This is a genomic window from Bifidobacterium sp. ESL0769 (assembly GCF_029395495.1).
Taxonomy (GTDB): domain Bacteria; phylum Actinomycetota; class Actinomycetes; order Actinomycetales; family Bifidobacteriaceae; genus Bifidobacterium.
On sequence record NZ_CP113918.1, the window covers coordinates 2013092 to 2031709 of the forward strand.

At 55.7% G+C, this 18618-nt stretch carries 14 protein-coding genes; 10 read left to right on the forward strand and 4 right to left on the reverse strand.

What is annotated here, in order from left to right:
- Positions 1–13: 13 nt before the first annotated feature.
- Positions 14–2197, reverse strand: coding sequence for a leucine-rich repeat domain-containing protein (locus OZX72_RS07920; protein ID WP_277158157.1), 2184 nt, complete (start codon positions 2195–2197; stop codon positions 14–16).
- Between the two features lie 370 nt (positions 2198–2567).
- On the opposite strand from OZX72_RS07920, the gene OZX72_RS07925 reads away from it, so the two are divergent.
- The 5 genes from OZX72_RS07925 (at position 2568) to OZX72_RS07945 (ending at position 6298) form a co-directional block, all read left to right on the forward strand.
- Positions 2568–4514 carry an acetolactate synthase large subunit gene (locus OZX72_RS07925; RefSeq protein WP_277159415.1) on the forward strand — a complete coding sequence of 649 codons (1947 nt, stop codon included), beginning with the start codon at positions 2568–2570 and terminating at the stop codon, positions 4512–4514.
- 21 nt (positions 4515–4535) lie between these two features.
- Positions 4536–5090 (forward strand): acetolactate synthase small subunit, encoded by a 555-nt coding sequence (ilvN, locus tag OZX72_RS07930; protein ID WP_277158158.1) that lies wholly within the window; start codon positions 4536–4538, stop codon positions 5088–5090.
- 169 nt (positions 5091–5259) lie between these two features.
- On the forward strand, positions 5260–5664 hold the full coding sequence (locus OZX72_RS07935) for a hypothetical protein (RefSeq protein ID WP_277158159.1): 405 nt from the start codon (positions 5260–5262) through the stop codon (positions 5662–5664).
- On the forward strand, positions 5664–6098 hold the full coding sequence (locus tag OZX72_RS07940) for a type II toxin-antitoxin system VapC family toxin (protein ID WP_277158160.1): 435 nt from the start codon (positions 5664–5666) through the stop codon (positions 6096–6098). Before OZX72_RS07935 ends, OZX72_RS07940 begins: the two co-directional genes overlap by 1 nt.
- An 11-nt stretch (positions 6099–6109) precedes the next feature.
- Positions 6110–6298: a hypothetical protein gene (locus tag OZX72_RS07945; protein ID WP_277158161.1), complete on the forward strand. Its 189-nt coding sequence runs from the start codon at positions 6110–6112 to the stop codon at positions 6296–6298.
- A 42-nt stretch (positions 6299–6340) separates the two neighbouring features.
- On the opposite strand, the gene OZX72_RS07950 is transcribed toward OZX72_RS07945, so the two are convergent.
- Together OZX72_RS07950 and OZX72_RS07955 are read right to left on the reverse strand one after the other, a co-directional pair.
- A complete protein-coding gene (locus OZX72_RS07950) occupies positions 6341–8377 on the reverse strand; it encodes an ABC-F family ATP-binding cassette domain-containing protein (protein WP_277158162.1) in 2037 nt (678 codons plus the stop codon).
- A 351-nt stretch (positions 8378–8728) separates the two neighbouring features.
- The gene (locus OZX72_RS07955) at positions 8729–9451 is read right to left on the reverse strand and encodes a type 1 glutamine amidotransferase (protein ID WP_277158163.1); all 723 of its coding nucleotides are present in this window, start codon (positions 9449–9451) and stop codon (positions 8729–8731) included.
- 102 nt (positions 9452–9553) lie between these two features.
- On the opposite strand from OZX72_RS07955, the gene cysS reads away from it, so the two are divergent.
- The 5 genes from cysS (at position 9554) to OZX72_RS07980 (ending at position 17334) form a co-directional block, all read left to right on the forward strand.
- On the forward strand, positions 9554–11395 hold the full coding sequence (cysS, locus tag OZX72_RS07960; RefSeq protein ID WP_277158164.1) for a cysteine--tRNA ligase: 1842 nt from the start codon (positions 9554–9556) through the stop codon (positions 11393–11395).
- A gap of 241 nt (positions 11396–11636) precedes the next feature.
- Complete coding sequence (locus OZX72_RS07965) at positions 11637–13859, forward strand: BspA family leucine-rich repeat surface protein (protein WP_277158165.1); 2223 nt, start codon at positions 11637–11639, stop codon at positions 13857–13859.
- A 143-nt stretch (positions 13860–14002) separates the two neighbouring features.
- A complete protein-coding gene (gene ffh / locus OZX72_RS07970) occupies positions 14003–15664 on the forward strand; it encodes a signal recognition particle protein (RefSeq protein ID WP_277158166.1) in 1662 nt (553 codons plus the stop codon).
- Positions 15665–15680: 16 nt separating this feature from the next.
- Positions 15681–16820, forward strand: a complete 1140-nt coding sequence (locus tag OZX72_RS07975; RefSeq protein WP_277158167.1) for an endonuclease/exonuclease/phosphatase family protein — start codon at positions 15681–15683, stop codon at positions 16818–16820.
- Between the two features lie 283 nt (positions 16821–17103).
- Complete coding sequence (locus OZX72_RS07980) at positions 17104–17334, forward strand: DUF1778 domain-containing protein (RefSeq protein ID WP_277158168.1); 231 nt, start codon at positions 17104–17106, stop codon at positions 17332–17334.
- A gap of 164 nt (positions 17335–17498) precedes the next feature.
- Here the strand turns inward: OZX72_RS07980 and OZX72_RS07985 are convergent, their stop codons facing one another.
- The gene (locus OZX72_RS07985; RefSeq protein ID WP_277159416.1) at positions 17499–18437 is read right to left on the reverse strand and encodes a 3-hydroxyacyl-CoA dehydrogenase family protein; all 939 of its coding nucleotides are present in this window, start codon (positions 18435–18437) and stop codon (positions 17499–17501) included.
- Positions 18438–18618: the final 181 nt, after the last annotated feature.

An 18618-nucleotide genomic window follows, 5' to 3' on the forward strand; every position in this document is an offset into this window, starting at 1 on the left:
TAGATCCCCGAACCTATTGCTCCTCATCTTCGGCAGCGCTCGGTTCTTCAACAACGCTCGGCTCTTTGGCGCGAAAGCAACAGGCCAATACAACGAGAACGATAACAATTACTCCAAGTGTGATCGGCCAAAAAAACAACGCCAATTCACGCCATGAAAAATCCAAGCTGTCACCCCCTTCGTCGCGGTCGAGATGGGCATGCACATATTCATCCTCGTCGGCCGGACCGTCACAGTATTCCCCGCTCCGCGTTCTTTCCTCGTCGTAGAAGATGCTGGACGGAGTCTCATCCCACATGCCAACCAACTCCATATCCTCGGTGACTGGCTGGTTGAAGCCCTCGGTTGCCAATAAGTTGTCTCGGTCCTTGTCATGTTTCAATCGCCAGCGATCAAAACCCTTTCCATGGCATGTCATCGGGACATCGGGCATGTTCACCACATCTTCGTCACGCACCTGCTGGTCGGGGATATCAAGGCCGCATCCATTGATAAATGAAACTGTATGCGTCTTCTTTGGCGGCACGCCTTGAATATGCCTCGAGACCATACCGGTGAAGTCGGAATCCTCCATGTCCTTACCATCCCAGAAGGTCAGGGATATGTGATCGGCGTCCCCCACATTTTTCCACGTCACCACCCCGGTCGCCGGGTCGTAATGGCCGTTTTTCGGATACATCTGCGGTTTGAGGTATTTGCCATCAAAATCCTTCCCGGTCTTCAGCGTCAATTTGTCCGGAGCGGCATCATCAAGCAATGTATATTCCACACCCAAATTTATTGACTTATCCCTCACCTTGGCGGGCAAAGTGGCGTCACGCACGGTATTGCCCTGAAATTCCGCAAGGCTAAGTCCGGGCATCTTCGCCAAAACCGAGATATCGCTGACACGGTTATCACCCATCAAAAGTTCATCCAAATGGACACAATTGGCGAGAGGGGAAATATCCGATATCCGATTGCCGGAAAAATCAAGTGTGCCGTCAAACTTGGTAAACCCGGCAAGGGGTGAGATATCCGAGATTCTGTTATCGGAAAGATCGAGGGTGCCTTCAAGCTTGGTAAAACCGGCAAGAGGTGAGATGTCCGAGATCCTGTTGTCGTCGGCCTTGAGTGTGCGCAGCTGGGTAAGACCGCGCAAGGGTTCCAGACTTTGGATTTCGTTGTAGTCAATCGACAACGACGCCAATGCCGTCATCCCGGAAATCGGGCTGATGTCGGAAATACGGTTACCACCGATCCACAGCACACGCATATTGGCCATTCCACGCAACGGGGAAATATCGGCTATCGCATTGCCGCTCAAATCCAGTTCCTGCAAGTTTACGAGTGGTTCGAGTGCGGAGACATCGCGGATCTGCAGGCTGCCCCCAGTGTTCTGCTGCCCCGCGTATAGCTTGCGCAGATTCGTCATGCCCCGCACCATATCAATCGAGCCGAGATCATTCCTGCTGATGTCGAGCCGGGTGAGATTCACCAAGCCAGCCAGAGGCGAGCCATCGATGATGCCGGCACTCTCGATATCAAGTTCGTTCAGATTGACCAACCCGGCAAGCGGGGCGACGCTTTTGAACCTAAGATTATTGAGCCGAAGGACCTTGAGCCCGGTGAGCCCCGCCAGAGGCGCAAGATCAATCGACGAGCGGGAATCAGGATCTGAACCAGAATTATCCTGTTGAGCATTCAGGGAAAGTACCTGCAACGAGGTGAGCTTGGAAATCGGCGAGAAATCGGAGACCTCGTTTCCGTTGCAATACAGCGTTTGCAGTTTAGTGAGATTGGCTAGACGTGCGAGGCTCTGGACGTAATTACCATCGATATTGAGATAGGTGAGGTTCACCAGATTCTCGATACCTTTGAGACTCTCGACTCTTCCGTTCAACGATTTGAAAGCGTTGAGTTTCGTGGTAACATCAACCATTTTCTGGGTAAAGGTATTAGTGGTCTTGACGTGCTCGGCTCTCGCAACGTCCTTGGCGAGCGCCTCATCGGGAAAACAATCGGCTATGCTGTCGCTGCCGACCTTGCAATCGTGCCGTACTTGCGCGGCCGAAGCGGAACAGGGCGCGAATACCATCGCAATCACCGCGAATGCCGCGAGCGCAACCGACAACGTCTGCAGGAACGTCAGAATCGATCGCTTGGTCGTCAACGCAATTGATCGCTCGGCAACCACCGCAATGTCTTCCTTGACCATAGTCCGCTCCTTTATTGCTTTGATATTTCCGGTTACCACAACAGCCATTCGTAACGTACGTATAACCGTAAACCAGACATACACATATATCACAAACAATAAGAATCATCCGCACAGAACAATGACAACAGCCTTGGGCATGTGTTCTTTTTGCAAGTTATACGTAATAAATCGTCGTCGCGACACCAATATTTGGGCAATAAGCGGGTTTATCACGAGTCAGGCGTTATCATATCTACCACATCGACATAGCGCCGCGGCCTGCCAAGAACGGCCGAAGCGAACGCCGAACGTCACAGCCATGCGGGCGTACACCATACGCAGCAGGTCACCGACAATCCTTATAAACCCCGAAGAGACAAGAGGAATGATGGTGTCACCAACGCCTTTACAGGCATTCAGCGCGGTGCCGAAAGCACCGAAAAACAACAAACAGACTCTCATAAACGGCGAGAAGATGACTGGCGCGCAGGCGCTGATCCGCACGCTGGAAGATCTGGGCGTACAGGACGTTTTCGGTATTCCGGGCGGCGCGATTCTGCCGGTTTATCATCAGATTCATGACGACACCAAGTTCCGTTTCGTGTTGATGCGCCACGAGCAGGCCGCTGGGCACGCAGCTGAGGGTTACGCCGTGGCCACAGGGCGCGTGGGCGTGTGCATCGTCACTTCCGGGCCAGGAGCGACCAATATGGTCACCCCGATCGCCGACGCGAATATGGATTCGGTGCCGCTGGTCGTCATTTCCGGGCAGGTCGGCGTGGATGCCATCGGAACGGACGCCTTCCAGGAGGCCGATACCGTTGGTATCACATATCCAGTCGTCAAGCATTCCTACCTAGTCACCGACGCACAGGATATTCCGCGCGTACTCGCCGAAGCGCACTATATCGCGCGTACCGGCCGCCCCGGCCCCGTCGTCGTCGATATCACAAAAACCGCACAGGTTGGCGATATGTATTACACATGGCCGCAGAAACTGCTGCTTCCCGGTTATAACCCGACCACCAAACCGCACGGCCATGTGCTGCGCGAGGCTGCGAGACTCTTCGAGCAGTCATATCGGCCGGTGCTTTACGTCGGCGGCGGCGCCGTACGCTCCAACGCCGGAGCACAGGTCAAAGAACTCGCTGACCTGACCGATTCCCCAATCGTCACTACGCTTCCTGCGCGTGGCATCGTGCCGGATTCCGACCCGAAAATGCTCGGAATGCTTGGTATGCACGGTACCTTAGCTGCCACCGCGGCTACGCAGAAATGCGATTTGCTGGTGGCCATTGGCGCTCGTTTCGACGACCGCGTGACCGGTAAGATGGAAGCTTTCGCCCCCGCAGCCCGCGTCGTTCATATCGACATCGACCCCGCGGAAATCGGCAAACGCCGCCAGCCCGATGTACCAATCGTTGGCGACGTGGCGGAAGTGCTTGACGCGCTAAACGCCGAAATCAAGCGGAACCAAGCTATCCAAGGCAAGCCGAATCTCGCGGCCTGGTGGAGGCTCATCAACTCGTGGCGCGAAAAGTACCCGATAAAATATGACGAAAAGACGCCGGACGGTTCGCTTTCGCCACAGTGGGTCGTCGAAGAGCTTTCACGTCAGGCCGCGCCTTCCACCATCTGGGTTTCGGGCGTGGGTCAGCATCAGATGTGGGCTTCACAGCTCATTGATTTTGAGAATCCTCATTCTTGGATTTCCTCTGGCGGACTTGGAACCATGGGCTTCGGCCTGCCCGCAGCCATCGGCGCACGCGTCGGTTCGTCGCGCGATTTCGGCGGCAAGAAGCCAGTCTGGCTCATCGACGGCGACGGCAGCTTCCAGATGACTTCCGAAGAGCTCGCGCCTGCGTTCATCGACAAAGCACCGGTGAAAATCGCGATTCTCAACAATTCCGTCTACGGCATGGTCCGCCAATGGCAGACGCTCTTCTACGACAAGCACTACTCGCAGACCAGCATCCAGGACGGCGAAAACACCGAGGACATCGTCAACGTCCCCGATTTCGTCAAGCTCGCCGAGGCGTATAGCTGCGTCGGCATCCGCGCCACAACGCAAGACGAAGCGAAAGCCGCCATCAAGCGCGCCAACGAAATCAACGACCGGCCGGTCTTGATCGATTTCCGTGTTTACAAGGACGCGATGGTCTGGCCGATGGTAGCCGCGGGGCAATCCAACGACACTGTGACTTACAAGCCCGGCGTGCAGCCGCTCTTGCATCATGATTCGACGGACCGCGTTGCCGATGACGACCAAGACGATAACCACAATGAAGCCGAAGCCGCCAATACTGCGACCGGCACTGAAACATCGGAAAAGTAAGGACAAGGCGAAAGGAATATCATGGCAATCTATCCTGCATCCACTCCGCATAGCGAGCGTCACACCCTGTCCGTCCTGGTCGAAAACCGCCCCGGTGTTTTGGCACGTATAGCAGGCCTTTTCGCCCGTCGCGCCTTCAACATCAACTCGCTTTCCGTCTCCCCCACCGAGCGCCCCGACATCTCGCGCGTCACCGTAACCGCCGACGTCGAGCAGGTGCCGCTCGAGCAGATCATCAAGCAGCTCAACAAGCTGCTCCACGTGCTGAAAATCGTCGATCTCGACAACACCGACGCCGTCCAGCGCGAGCTGGTGCTCATCAAGGTCGCGGCCAACGAGACAAACCGTTCCGATGTGCTTGAGATCGTGCGCCTCTTCCGCGTGCGCGTGGTCGATGTGCACCCCGAGTCCCTGACCATCGAGGCCACCGGCGACGAGGGCAAGATCGACGCGCTGCTTGGGCTCTTGGACGACTACGGTGTCATCGAGCTAGTTCGTTCCGGCGCCGTCGCCGTAACCCGTGGCCCACACGCGTTGAGCGAAAAGGTAGTCGGCAGCGAAATCACCGGAAGGTAATGGAATAGCTCACTAAGATCACAATTTACTAGGTGGATATGGCCTGAAGCCATATCCACCTTTTTCATCTTGGCCTTTTATAAATTCCCAACAAGTCATTGTCATATTGACATTCTGTTAGCAGTTTGCTAGCATTTTGCTAATTGACACGCCAAACTTGGAGATACTGATGGGCACAATAATGGTTCGCGATGTTCCTGACGAGCAGATTGACATTGTGAAAGAGGCCGCGAAAGCACATAATCGTTCAATGGAAGCTGAAATGCGTTCCAATGTAGCACGATGGACAGCGGCATGGGTGGCGCATAAAGAGACAAACTCCACAGATTTTTCCGAAGAACTGCAAACTTATCTTCTCTTTCAACAGCCACGCATCAAAGACAACGATGTCTCTCATACCGCGAAAAGAAAGAATGAGTCAGTCACACAAAAAGAATCGACGAAAAAACCAGCAACTACAGCTGAAATCTTCGCAAAAGCACATCGACTGCTAAGAGATTCCGGACTTACAGGTGACGAACAGCTGATCCCTCCGCGCAGCGGCGAGATTCGCCATGTGGAACTAGGTAACTGATGTTTCTACTTGACACCAATGTAGTGAGTGAAATTTCCAGCCGCGCAATTCCTGATGAAAAAGTACTTGCATGGTTTTTCGCCCAATCACCAGACACACTATATATATCAAGTATCACTTTGGCTGAACTTATATATGGCATTGAGCTTTTACCAGAAGGCCGACGCAAAGACGATGTACGCAACAGTGTGGTATCCACACTTTCTGATTTTCAGTCTCGTCCACTACCTTTCGACGAACAGGCAGCACCATATTATGCATCCGTCGCCGCTCAAAGGAGAAAATTAGGCCAACCTATTGGACCAAATGACGCCATGATTGCAGCCATTGCCATGTCCAACAATATGGCTGTAGTCACTCGAAACATAAAGGATTTTGAAAACACGGGAGTAAGAATCATTAATCCTTGGAAATACCAAAATCAAAAAAGCTAAAAGAGGTTCTCATGTCCCAGACACTTCCCAGCAATCAACAACCTGGCCCGCATGATTTGCTGCTTGATATCGATGACGACGTCTTGGCGAAATTTACGAATATCGCCCATACGGACGGCAGAACCACCGAAGATGAGGCTCGTTCTCTAATCGAAGATTATGCAAGCGGAAAACTGGTTCGAGTAAACAAACAATCGTAACGGTGAAATTCTTCGACAATAATCGAATAAATTAAGAAGGACTTATTCAACTTGCTCGGAAAGCTCCATCCATTCGGATTCGAGGGATTCGGACTCGGTGGAGTTGGCGGAGAGCTGCTCATTGAGCTTGCCCAAGCCGACGTAATCGGACGGGTCGTGAGCGGCCATTTTCTGCTCGATCTTCGACTTCTCAGTTTCGAGTTTTGCCAGTTTCCGCTCGATGGCCGAAAGACGACGAGTGGCGTCGTGAAAGGCTTTGCCGGTCAGTTTTTGCTCGCCGGATTGCGAATCGGAATCGACATTGTCACCGCTATCGCCTGCGTTTGCACTGGACGATTGAGCCTCAGACGTATTGCTCGAGGAAGATCCTTTACCCGATGACTTGGCACCGTGACTGCCGCCAACAACCTCATCAAGGGTCTCGCCGTTTTCAATCTTGCGCACCATCTCTAGGTAATCGTCAACACCGCCGGGAAGATGACGAACTTTGCCACCAATCAGCGCGAACTGCTCGTCGGTCACACGTTCCAGCAGATAGCGGTCGTGGGAAACCACAATCAATGTGCCAGGCCATGAATCAAGCAGATCCTCCATAACAGCGAGCATGTCAGTATCGAGGTCGTTGCCGGGCTCGTCCAAAATCAGGACATTCGGCTCGTCCAGCAAAATCAGCAGCAGTTGCATACGACGCTTTTGACCACCGGAAAGGTCGCCAATCGGCGTCATCAACTGGGCAGCCGAGAAACCTAGCCGTTCCATCAACTGGCTGGTCGAAACCTCTTTGCCGTCGACCTCATAGGTCGGCTTGTAACGGCTCAGCACTTCCTTGATCTTGTACTTGTTGAGTTTTTCCAACTCGTCAAGACGCTGCGAAAGCACCGCGAACTTCACGGTCTTGCCGATTTTCACATGACCGGCCGTCGGGGTCAGCGTTCCATCGATAATCTTCAGCAACGTCGACTTGCCGGCACCGTTCGCACCGACAATGCCGAACCGATCGCCCGGGCCAATCAGCCAAGTGACGTCATCAAGAATCTTTCGCCCGCTGACCGTCATCTTTTGCGCGGCGGACGTCGTTTCATCATCGTCAACAGCAAGCTCTACAGATCCGATGACTTTCGGCTCTTCGTACAAAGCAGGAACGATATTGTTATTGTCGTCATCACTGCTTTCACCTTGAAGGTGCTCGAAAATCTGAGTCACGTCGTTCAAATCAACGACCTGCTTACCCAGCCGTGAAGTCGCCATCTGCTTCAATTGCAAGGTGTTGCGCATCGGCGGTACGTCGGCGATGAGCGCGTTGGCCTGTTTGACGTGGAACTTCTGCTTGGTGGCGCGGGCCCGAGCGCCGCGGGTCAGCCACGCCAGCTCCTTGCGTGCCAGGTTGCGCCGGCGTTCCTCGCGGATGTCGGCCTGCCGGTCGCGTTCGACGCGCTGGAGCATGTAGGCGCTGTAGCCACCCTCGAACGGATCGATCACCCCGTCGTGCACCTCCCACATCGATTCGCAGACCTCGTCCAGGAACCAGCGGTCGTGGGTGACCAGCAACAACGCGCCCTGCCCCGAGGCCCAACGGTTCTTCAGGTGTTCCGCGAGCCAATGGATGGTGACGATATCCAAATGATTCGTAGGCTCGTCGAGCGCAAGAATGTCCCAATCCTTCAGGAGCAGCCGCGTCAGATCGGCACGTCGGCGCTGGCCGCCGGAAAGCGAGCCGATCTTGGCATCAAGGCTCAAACCGCCAAGCAGCGCCTCCACGATTTCACGCGAACGGGTGTCGGAAGCCCATTGGTAATCTTCGCGCCCCTCGAGCGCAGCCTCGCGCACGGTAGCGTTGTCGTCAAGCGGATCACGCTGATCGAGCATGCCGAAGGTCAGCCCGTTGCGGGTGGTCACACGCCCGGAATCAGGCTGCTGCGTTCCGGCCAACAAGTGCAATAACGTGGATTTGCCGTCGCCGTTCTTGCCGACTATACCGATACGGTCGCCCTCGAAGACGCCCTGCGTCACATCGGTAAAAATGGTTTTGGTGGCGAAATCAAGCGAAACGTGTTCAAGTCCCAAGTCATAAGTCGGCATAGTGATTCGATGGTATCGCTCGCTGCCAACACCCTTCAGCCCGCAACCGAATCAGCTGTCGCATTGCTTGCGCACCCCCCACACATTGCCCGCTGTGCCAACCCCAAAGAACTGCAAAAGAAAAGCACCAGCTGACCCAAAATGATGCTTTTCTCACAGGTTCCGACCAGAATCAGTGCAAAAAGCACCTTTTTGGACACGTTTTAGTGCTTTTCCCACGGGTTATCCCAAAACCAGTGCGAAAAGCACCATTTCAGCCCCGTTTTAGCGCTTTTCCCACGGATTCAGGGCGAAGTCGAGGAGAAAAGCACCATTTCGACCTCGTTTTGGCGTTTTTCTCATGGGTTTAGGTCATTCGCTCATCGCGCGGGCACTGGCGGCGCAACGCACGGCGAAAGCGGAGAAGACCTGCTCGGCAAGTGGCTGCAACTCGACGTCGTAGCGCTTGAAATCCTCGCGAATCTTCGCAATCTCGCTTTTCTTCATGCCTTTGACCATGGAAGGCTCGTTGAGCCATTCGTCCAGCAGCGTCGGCGTGACCTCGAGGTGAAATTGCAGCCCAAGCGCGCTTTTATAGCAGAACGCCTGGTTTTCGGTATATTTTGACGACGCGAGAAGCTGCCCGCCCTCGGGCACGGAAACGACGTCGTTATGCCAGTTGAGCACATTGATCTGGTCGGTCCACATCGGGAACCAATCGTTTTTGGCGACGCGCTTGATTGGTGCGAACCCGATTTCCGAGCACTTTCCGCTCTGCAGCTTGCCACCGAGCGCCGTGGAAATAATCTGGTGGCCAAGGCAGATGCCAAGCACCGGTTTGCCGGCCTTCACGGCCTTGCGCACCAGTTTCGCTTCGGTTTTCAGCCCCGGAAATTCTTTGTAATCCTGCGCCCCCATCGGTCCGCCCATCACGACGAGCCCGGCGATTTCTTCGCTTTTCGGCACGTCAGGGTCCGCATCAGCCGCAATGCTCAACGTCTCACTGGCCATACCGAGATCGTCAAGATTATCAAGGATTCGTCCTGGCTTCTCACAGGAGACATGTTGCAGAATAAGCACTTTCGGCATCGTCATGATTCCATTGTGGCATTTCGTCACCCCAAATTTATAACGATTGACTTCCAGCGAACGAAACCTATCCATTTTTGTCGGCTAAACCCAATATTCTTGATTATTATGGAAAACGCCACGAAACCGCAGAATTCCAACCTTTCCGGAACAGACCAGCCAAAGGCTCTCTCTAAAGCTGCCAACAATCTGAGACTTTACAACACGGCCACACACGAAGTGTCCGCGTTCACACCGATTGTGCCTGGTAAAGTGGGCATTTACGTCTGCGGTGCCACGGTGCAAAGTTCGCCGCATATCGGTCATATTCGCGCCGCCGTCGCCTTCGACATCGTCCGTCGTTGGCTCAAAAAGCTGGGCTACGAAGTCACTTTCATCCGCAATGTCACCGATATCGACGATAAGATTTTGGACAAGGCAGCGGCTGCCGGCCAGCAATGGTGGGCGCGCGCCTATTATTATGAGCGGGAATTCACCCACGCCTACGACACGCTCGGCGTGCTTCCCCCAACCTACGAACCCCGCGCCACCGGTCATATCGGCGACATGGTTGATTTAATCCAACGCCTTGTCGACCGCGGTCACGCCTACGTCATCACTGACGCCAACGGCGAGCCGACCGGCAATGTATTCTTCGACGTGGCCAGCTGGCCGCATTACGGCGAACTGACCCATCAAAAGCAGACTTCCGATTTTGATTCCGCGGCAGCTGTGGCCGATGAAATGGGCCCGAGCGTCGACCAGTCCGGCGACGACAAATACAATCCTGCCGACCCTGCAGATTACTCCCCCGACAAGCACGATCCACGCGATTTCGCGCTTTGGAAGGCTTCGAAGCCGAGCGACCCCGAGACTGCCCGTTGGAAGACGCCGTTCGGCACCGGTCGCCCTGGCTGGCATATCGAATGCTCGGCGATGAGCCACCGCTACCTCGACGGCATGTTCGATATCCATGGCGGCGGGCTCGATCTGCGCTTCCCCCACCACGAAAATGAGATGGCGCAAACTCGCGCAGCCGGCTACGAATCCGCCAACGTGTGGATGCACTCGGCATGGGTGACGGCCAAGGGCGAAAAGATGTCGAAGTCGCTGGGCAACGGCCTTTCCGTGCCGAGCGTACTAGCGGATAATTCAGCGTGGGTAGTGCGTTACGCGTTGGGCGGCGTGCAATATCGCTCGATGCTCGAGTGGAGCGACCAGACGCTCGCCGAAGCGAAGTCCGCCTACGAGCGCATCAGCAATTTCATCGGCCGCGCCGGCAAGGCTCTGGGTACCGACGGCCAGCCAAGCCGCGAGAAAGTCGAAGCCGTCAGGGCCGACCAGCTTCCGGCCGATTTCGTGGAGGCCATGAACGAAGACATCAACGTTTCGGGTGCCACCGCCGCAATTTTCACCACCATCCGACACGGCAATTCGCTGGCTGACAAGCTTGAGTCGGAGCAGGGCAACCAAAGCACTGACATGTTGGACGATGCCGATATGATCGCTTTGACCGACGAATTCCGCCAGGTCCTCGAAGAGACCAGCGAGCGCTATGCCGATATGCCCAAAGAGGCCATTCAGAACGACGCGAAGGCCCGGTTCGCCTTCACACACGGCAATGTTCCCTCCGAAATCATCGACGCGCTGACCTCCCGGGTAGCTCTTCAGGAGACGTTGCTCTCGGTGCGCGCGATGCTCGATACTTTAGGTCTGGACCCGTTGGCCGAGCCTTGGAACGCCGGGGCTTCCGAAAGCAGCGCCGGTGCTCAGAACGCCAACGGCAGCTCCAGCACCGAAGCCGAACGCAAGTTGCTCGACAACCTGATCGGCTATCAGCTCGCCGCCCGCAACGCCGCCCGCAAGGCCAAGAACTTCGAGAAGGCCGATAAGATTCGCAATGCTCTTGCCGCCATGGGCGTGATAGTCGAAGACAAGCCTACCGGTTCCACCTGGAGTCTGAAGTCCTGAGGCAGCATCCTGCCGACAGTACGAAAGATATTACAAATGACGGTTATTTCCCAATAAATTATTCATCGCTATTTTCATAACCGGATTTATTAATAAGTAATATAAATTATTACAATTGACTTGCATTCCCTGCAATTTTGTCGTACAGTTGCTTACTGTTATTCGAATATAATAATCCCTATTTATAAATCAATTTTGAGGATTATTTGACGATGGTAAGAGTGAGAGAACAAGGGAAGCAATGATGAATCGCAAGATTAAAACGATATTCGCAACTGCGGTGGCCGCGGCGACGCTACTGGCACCCGCCATCGCGCAAGCGGATCCCGCCGAACCAAGCGAGCAACCACAAAAGAGCACAGGTAGCACACAAGCTTCAGGAGCCGCAACCTCGGCACCAGGCGTCTCGGCATCCGCGCCTGAAACTTCGTCATCTGAAACTAGCGGGACCAGCGCATCTGGGTCGTCGTCTACAAGCGCGACGCCCGCCACCGGAACTCTAACACCCAAATCGAAATCGTCCTCGGCCGCAATCCTGCCCTCTTCGCCGCTCCACAGCGACAAGACCCCCGGCATAGCGACACGAGGCCTGGAACCCAGCGCCCAAGGCGGCGAGTGCAGTGACACCGGAGCCATGAGCCACGGCTATTGGACTTTGGCACCCAGCGCCGAATACGGCGGAGAATGTACGCTGACTTTCACGGCCAACGACCCCATCCATGAAAACGACTTTAACGGCTTGCAATCCTATCCCGACTGGATGGTCGCCTCATCGACAGGCTACGGCCCCTATTCACATTTTGGAACAAGAAATGCCCGTTCCGCAGGTTTTATGCTCAATCCATCGCGGGTACAGGAATTCGGAGAGGCCGAGCACATCGTCTTCGAAGGCCCCGGCAAAACCAAGCTTCCAGAAAATGCGGCTTTCATGTTTGGCGATTGGGGATGCGCCGGCAGCGGTTATTCCGGTTGCGGACTCAAAAGCTTCAAGAGCAATAACGCCCTCGACACAAGCCACACCACCAGCATGCGAGGAATGTTCCAGGCTGGAACACAACTGACGAATCTTGACATGAGCGGATGGAACACCGGCAGGCTTGAAAACATATACTCGATGTTCGATATAACCGGCCTCACCGATTTGGATTTGAGCGGCTGGGACACCCACTCTCTCACGCAGATGCACCAGGCATTCTTTAACACGTCCAAGCTCAAGACCTTGAATCTCAGTGGCTGGGACACCAGCAATGTGACCGATACAGGAAATATGTTCATGGGAAGCGGGCTTCAAACATTGACCGTCGGCCCCAAAACCGACGTCATCGATTTGAGCGATCTCGGCAATGCCAACTGGTTGAAAGTCACCCGTCTGTCTACCGGCACCTCCGGAACCACACAGGAAGTCACCGACTCCACCCCACAGACCACGGCGGAACTCCAGGCAAGCCTGACCACCAATCCCGCCCGCGCAGGCACCTATACGCATGTGAACAACGAGAGCCATTCGCTCAACCTCAACGCCAACCTTCCCGCAGGCTACACGGCAAGCGCTGCAGCCAGCGGATATACCGATGATGGCAGCGGCAACCTCTCACGGAGCGCGTTTGACACGAGCGCCCAAAACGTCCCGTTCCCTACATACGATACCGCGCAAGTTCTGACCAATCGCGGCAGCAAGCGCAACATCACCCGAACGGATGGGTCTACGTTGACCCTGCCCACCGCAGACCCATACACGCTCACCGCTCCTTCGCCGACGAGTGACACCTACACGCTGTTGGGCTGGAGCACTACTCCAACGGCCACCACCGCCGACCATCACAACGGTGACACAATCAGCCTCGCCAGTGCTGACGTAACGCTCTACGCGATCTGGAAGAAGGACGCCAGGCCCGTCCACGTCACGCCTCCCAGCACTTCACCTTCCGTGCCTTCCGGGCCTTCCGAGTCAGGCAGCGCTTCCGGCTCATCCACCTCGACTTCCGGTTCAGGCACAAGTGCAAGCGGAGCGAGCGGCATAATCTCCTATCCCGCCGCCCAAGGTCCGACCTCTGCCGCAGCCGGCGCGGTCGCATCGCCTTCAGCGCCTACTCTGGCCCCCGCCGCACGTCTCTTTGCAGCAGCCCCGGGCATCTCAACCACCGGTCCGGCAGTACCTGGTACTGGTGACCACACCCTCAACGGTGCTTCCCCGAACGCTTCCGGCGAGACCCCGAAAGAAAAGATCTGCAAGATCACCTACTACGGCGAAGGCTCCGTGGCCCCCGCAGCGGTAATCTGCAAGAACGACAACAAGAAGTCCGTCGTAAGCGCAGTACCCGACGCAGCCACTCGGACCGCACTAGCTCCAGCATGGCTTTTTATGCTCGTACTTGCCGTCTTGTTCTTCGCGATCATGTTCCTCTACCAGCGCCGCAACGCGTTCTTCGCCGCACAACACCGCGCCGCAGCAACCACTGACTAACAGGCAACCAGTCGCAACCCGCTGATTCACAGGTCAACGATGAATAACAGAAGGTTGCGCTCCCAGTAAAAGAAGCTCCGCCCAGTTTTGAACTGAGTCGGAGCTTCTTTTTTCTCCCTACGAACCGCTAGAATTAAGACATTATGGCAGCATTCAGTTCTTTGACAGACAAGCTCTCCAACGCGTTCAAGCACCTGAAGAGCAAAGGCAAACTTTCCGAGGCGGATATTGACGGGACGATCCGCGAGATTCGTCGCGCATTGCTCGACGCCGATGTGGCGCTCGACGTGGTGCGCTCCTTCACTTCCCGCGTGCGCGAACGTGCGTTGGGCGAAGAGGTTTCACAGGCGCTGAACCCCGCGCAGCAGGTGGTGAAGATCGTCAACGACGAGCTGACGCAGATTCTCGGCGCCGGCGTCGATCGCCCGCTGAACTTCGCCAAGAACCCGCCGACTATCATCATGCTGGCCGGTCTTCAGGGCGCCGGTAAGACGACGTTGGCAGGCAAGCTTGGCTATTGGCTGAAAGACGCCGGCCACACCCCGCTTCTGGTCGCGGCCGATTTGCAGCGCCCGAACGCCGTCACCCAGCTGCAGGTGGTCGGCGAGCGCGCGGACGTGCCGGTTTATGCTCCCGAGAAGGGCGTGCAGTCCGACGGCGGCGAGGCCGTGGCGGCCCCCGGTCAGACCAGCGGGGACCCGGTGAAAGTCGCACGCGATTCGATTCAGTACGCCAAAGACAAACTGTATGACACAGTCATCATCGATACCGCCGGCCGTTTGGGCGTCGACGAAGAGCTGATGAAGCAGGCTCGTGACATCCGCGACGCCGTGAACCCCAATGAGATTCTCTTCGTCATCGACGCGATGATCGGTCAGGACGCAGTGCAGACCGCCGAAGCCTTCAACAAGGGCGTAGACTTCACCGGCGTGGTGCTCTCCAAGCTCGATGGCGACGCGCGAGGCGGCGCAGCGCTTTCCGTCGCATCCGTCACCGGCAAGCCGATTTTGTTCGTCTCCAACGGCGAGGGGCTCAAAGACTTCGAGGTCTTCCACCCCGACCGCATGGCCTCCCGCATCCTCGACATGGGCGATATTTTGACGCTCATCGAGCAGGCGCAGAAGGAGTTCGACGAGCAGGAGGCGATTCAGTCCGCCAAGAAGATGGCGAAGGGCACCTATGGCCTCGACGACTTCATGGAGCAGCTCGAGCAGGTGCGTAAGCTCGGCTCGATGAAAAGCCTGCTTGGCATGATTCCCGGCATGGCCGCGCACCGCAAGGAACTCGAAGCGCTTGACGAGCACGAAATCGACCGCACCGAAGCCATCATCCATTCAATGACTCCGGCCGAGCGTCGCGATCCATCCATCATCGACGGCTCCCGTCGCGCCCGCATCGCCTACGGTTCCGGCAACACGGTTTCGTCGGTCAATGGTCTGCTGCAACGTTTCGAACAAGCGGCCAAGATGATGAAGCGCATGACCAACAAAGTCGGTGGCGGCATTCCCGGCATGGGAGGTCCGGCCATGGGAGGCGGCTACGGCGGCAAAAAGGGCAAGAAAGGCAAGAAGAAGGGCAAGTCCAAGTCCGGCAACCCGATGAAGCGCGAGGCCGAAGAAAAAGCATTGCGCGCCAAGCTTGCCGGCAAGAAGAACTCCGGCGGCTCGGCTTTTGCCAAGAAACCTCAGAACCCTGCACTTCCGGCAGGCCTGCAAGAAGCCATGGACGCGGCTGGCACCAACGAGAACGGCACCCCGAACCTTCCGCCGAACTTCGGTGGCGGCTTGGCCGGTCTGCTCGGCTGAACCGCGAATAGGTCTCATGGCTATAGCTCTATCCATACCGCTGGGTCTCATCGCCCTGTGGTGGGCGTTGCGTTTTCTGCCTGCAGGCGCGGACGGGTACGGCCCGTTGCCATATCTCATCGCGTTCGTCCGCTTTCTGTGGATGCCGTCAGCATTGGTCTTGGCAGTAGCGCTTGCTTCCCGGCATTGGATTATCGCTGTTTTCGCCGCGATATTGATATTGCTTACCGGCGTATTCGTTTCGCCTTGGTACAGGAAACGCAATATTCCCACCAACTCCGCCAACTCAAAGAAGTTGGCCGGTAATCTAGTAACCCAAAATACCAATAATCCCCATACAGTAATGACACTGAACTGCCGTTACGGACTGGCCGACCCGCAGGCCATCGTCGACGCCGTACGTGGCAATAATGTATCCATATTGGCTTTGCAGGAACTTACGCCAGACCTCGTCGCCGCGCTCGACAAAGCGGGATTGAACACGCTGCTCCCATACTGCCAATTGGGCAAAGCACAGGAAAGCGACAACGGCGGATTCAACGGCATCTACTCACGCACCCAACCCGACGCGCAAGCAGGCAACGCGATCGACATCGCCGCCGCCGACGTGCCGAGCATCATCGTGGGAAATGTGGCGTACTTCAGCGCGCATCCCAAATCGCCGATGCGCGGGTGTCGGGAATGGTCACTCGGCATCAGGAGGCTGGCCGAACTCATCAACCGAGACGTATTCGCTATCGGACAGAGCTCCTCCAAAACGACCGATGCCGAAGCCGACCACAACCCCGTCGCCAGTGCGCACGTGGCAATGTCAGGGACAATACCGATAGAGACCACTGCTACTGAGCCGAATGCCTCGACGACTACGGCAACAACGACGCCATCCGCCCCCACACGCGCCACCGTCATTATGGGCGACCTCAACTCCAACCTCGACCATCCCAGCTTCCGCAAGCTGCTCAACTCCGGCTTCACCGATGCCGGTCTCGGCATCTCGCACAGCGGCGCCGCGAGCTTCCCGACCTGGTTACGTTGGCCCCGCCTCGAACTGGATCACGTTCTGGCAACGCCAGAAATCAACATATCTTCGGTACAAACGACCAACATCCCCGGCAGCGACCATCTTGCCTTGCTTGTGCACCTTGCTCACACGTAAATTGTATTACTGTGCTCTAAGATAAATACAAACGGTGAGGCAAAGAACAATTCGCCTGTCTTTTACCTTTAAAACCACTCCATAACATAAGCGGCACAAGGCTTTTACCGGAATGTCGCTTTCGCAGGAAAGGTAATCAAAAAGAGATAAAACTAGTCATAAAATGACTGTCTATTGACTTTCCCAGATAGTGTCCATATGCTGTCCATTTGGTTGCTATGTAGACGACTTGAACCGATACTAAAAGTACGAATTCAATGTCGAATGCAAAGAAGGACATATTATGAACGACACACAAAATGCAGACATTCAATTCAATATTCCCGTCAGCAAAGAACAGCTCACGCTTATGAAACGGGCTGCGGCGCTTGAAGAAAGGCCGGTTGCCTACTGGGCGGCGGACAAACTGTTCGAGGCTGCGAGCGAGGGCGTAGAACAAGAGGTGACACTTCAGGAGGTCAATGAGGAGTTCGACAAGATCCTCGCGACGTTCGAGGTGCCTGCCAGCGTCTGATAATTTTTCGACCGGTTACCAATATTCTGCAATCCCGCACCGATACGCACGAAATCGCAGAATCTAATCACATTAACAAGCATCACAAAAGCGGGAAACAGCTATCTGGTTGTTTCCCGCTTTTCGTATACCCGAATGCTCATATTCGAATATCTGGATTGCTATTACTCATCCTTGTCGCGGCTGAGCGCCTCAAGAAGCTGATCGTCACGTGACTGGATGGTCTGGGCAGCCTGCTCGCCTTGCCAATCGTAGAAGCCTTTACCGCTCTTCGAGCCAAGTTCACCGGCGTCGACCTTGGCGTTCAGAGCCGGGTCCTCGCCGGTCTCGTTCGACAGATCGTCGTAAAGATACTTGGAGATATTATCGAAGACATCGAGTCCGCCGAGATCGGCGCTGGCGATCGGGCCAAGAATCGCCCAGCGACGGCCGAGGCTGTATTTGACGATGTCATCGACGGCCTCCGGCGTGGCGATACCACGCTCGACAATGTTCAGGCATTCGCGGATGACCGCCAACTGGATGCGGTTGCCGACGAATCCCAACGATTCGGTCTTGAGCGGCACGGCGTGCTTACCGATGTGGTTCATCAGCTCGACGGTGATGTCTACGGTCGCCTGATTGGTCTTTTCGCCTGGCACCACCTCGACCAACGGCATGAGCTGGGCCGGGTTCCAGAAGTGAGCAACGACGAAACGACCAGGATGCTGCAAACCATTCGCAATTGCGGACGGGCTTAACCCCGAAGTGTTGGTGGCCAAAATGGTCTGATCGGAGACGATGCCTTCGACCTTCTTCCACACATCATGTTTGACCTCAAGATTTTCAAGCACCGATTCGATGATGAAATCGACACCGGCAAGCGCTTCGTAATCGGTGGTCATGGCGATGCGGCCAAGCACCGCGTCCCGTTCCTCGGCTTTGACCATGCCTGCCTTGATGAACGTGTCGAGGTCGCGCTCGACGAGCTTGCGGCCACGATCCAACGCAGGCTGGGCCGTGTCGACCACGGTCACGTCGTAGCCCTTCATCGCGAACTGCAATGCGGTGGCATGTCCCATCGTGCCCGCGCCGAGATTGCCAATCTTCTTGATATCCGTCATTTCCATAGATGTATCTCCTCAAAGCAGCATCAGGGTGCAGCTTCGTTTCTAAGGATAGACCGGAACCGGAATCTATCCAGCGGACGAGTTATAGTTGAAAAGTTATTCACGGGTGCGGGGCCCTCTCAATCCCGTAGGCCGTGAGGGACAACGCGGATTCGCGCAAGTATGCCCCACATAC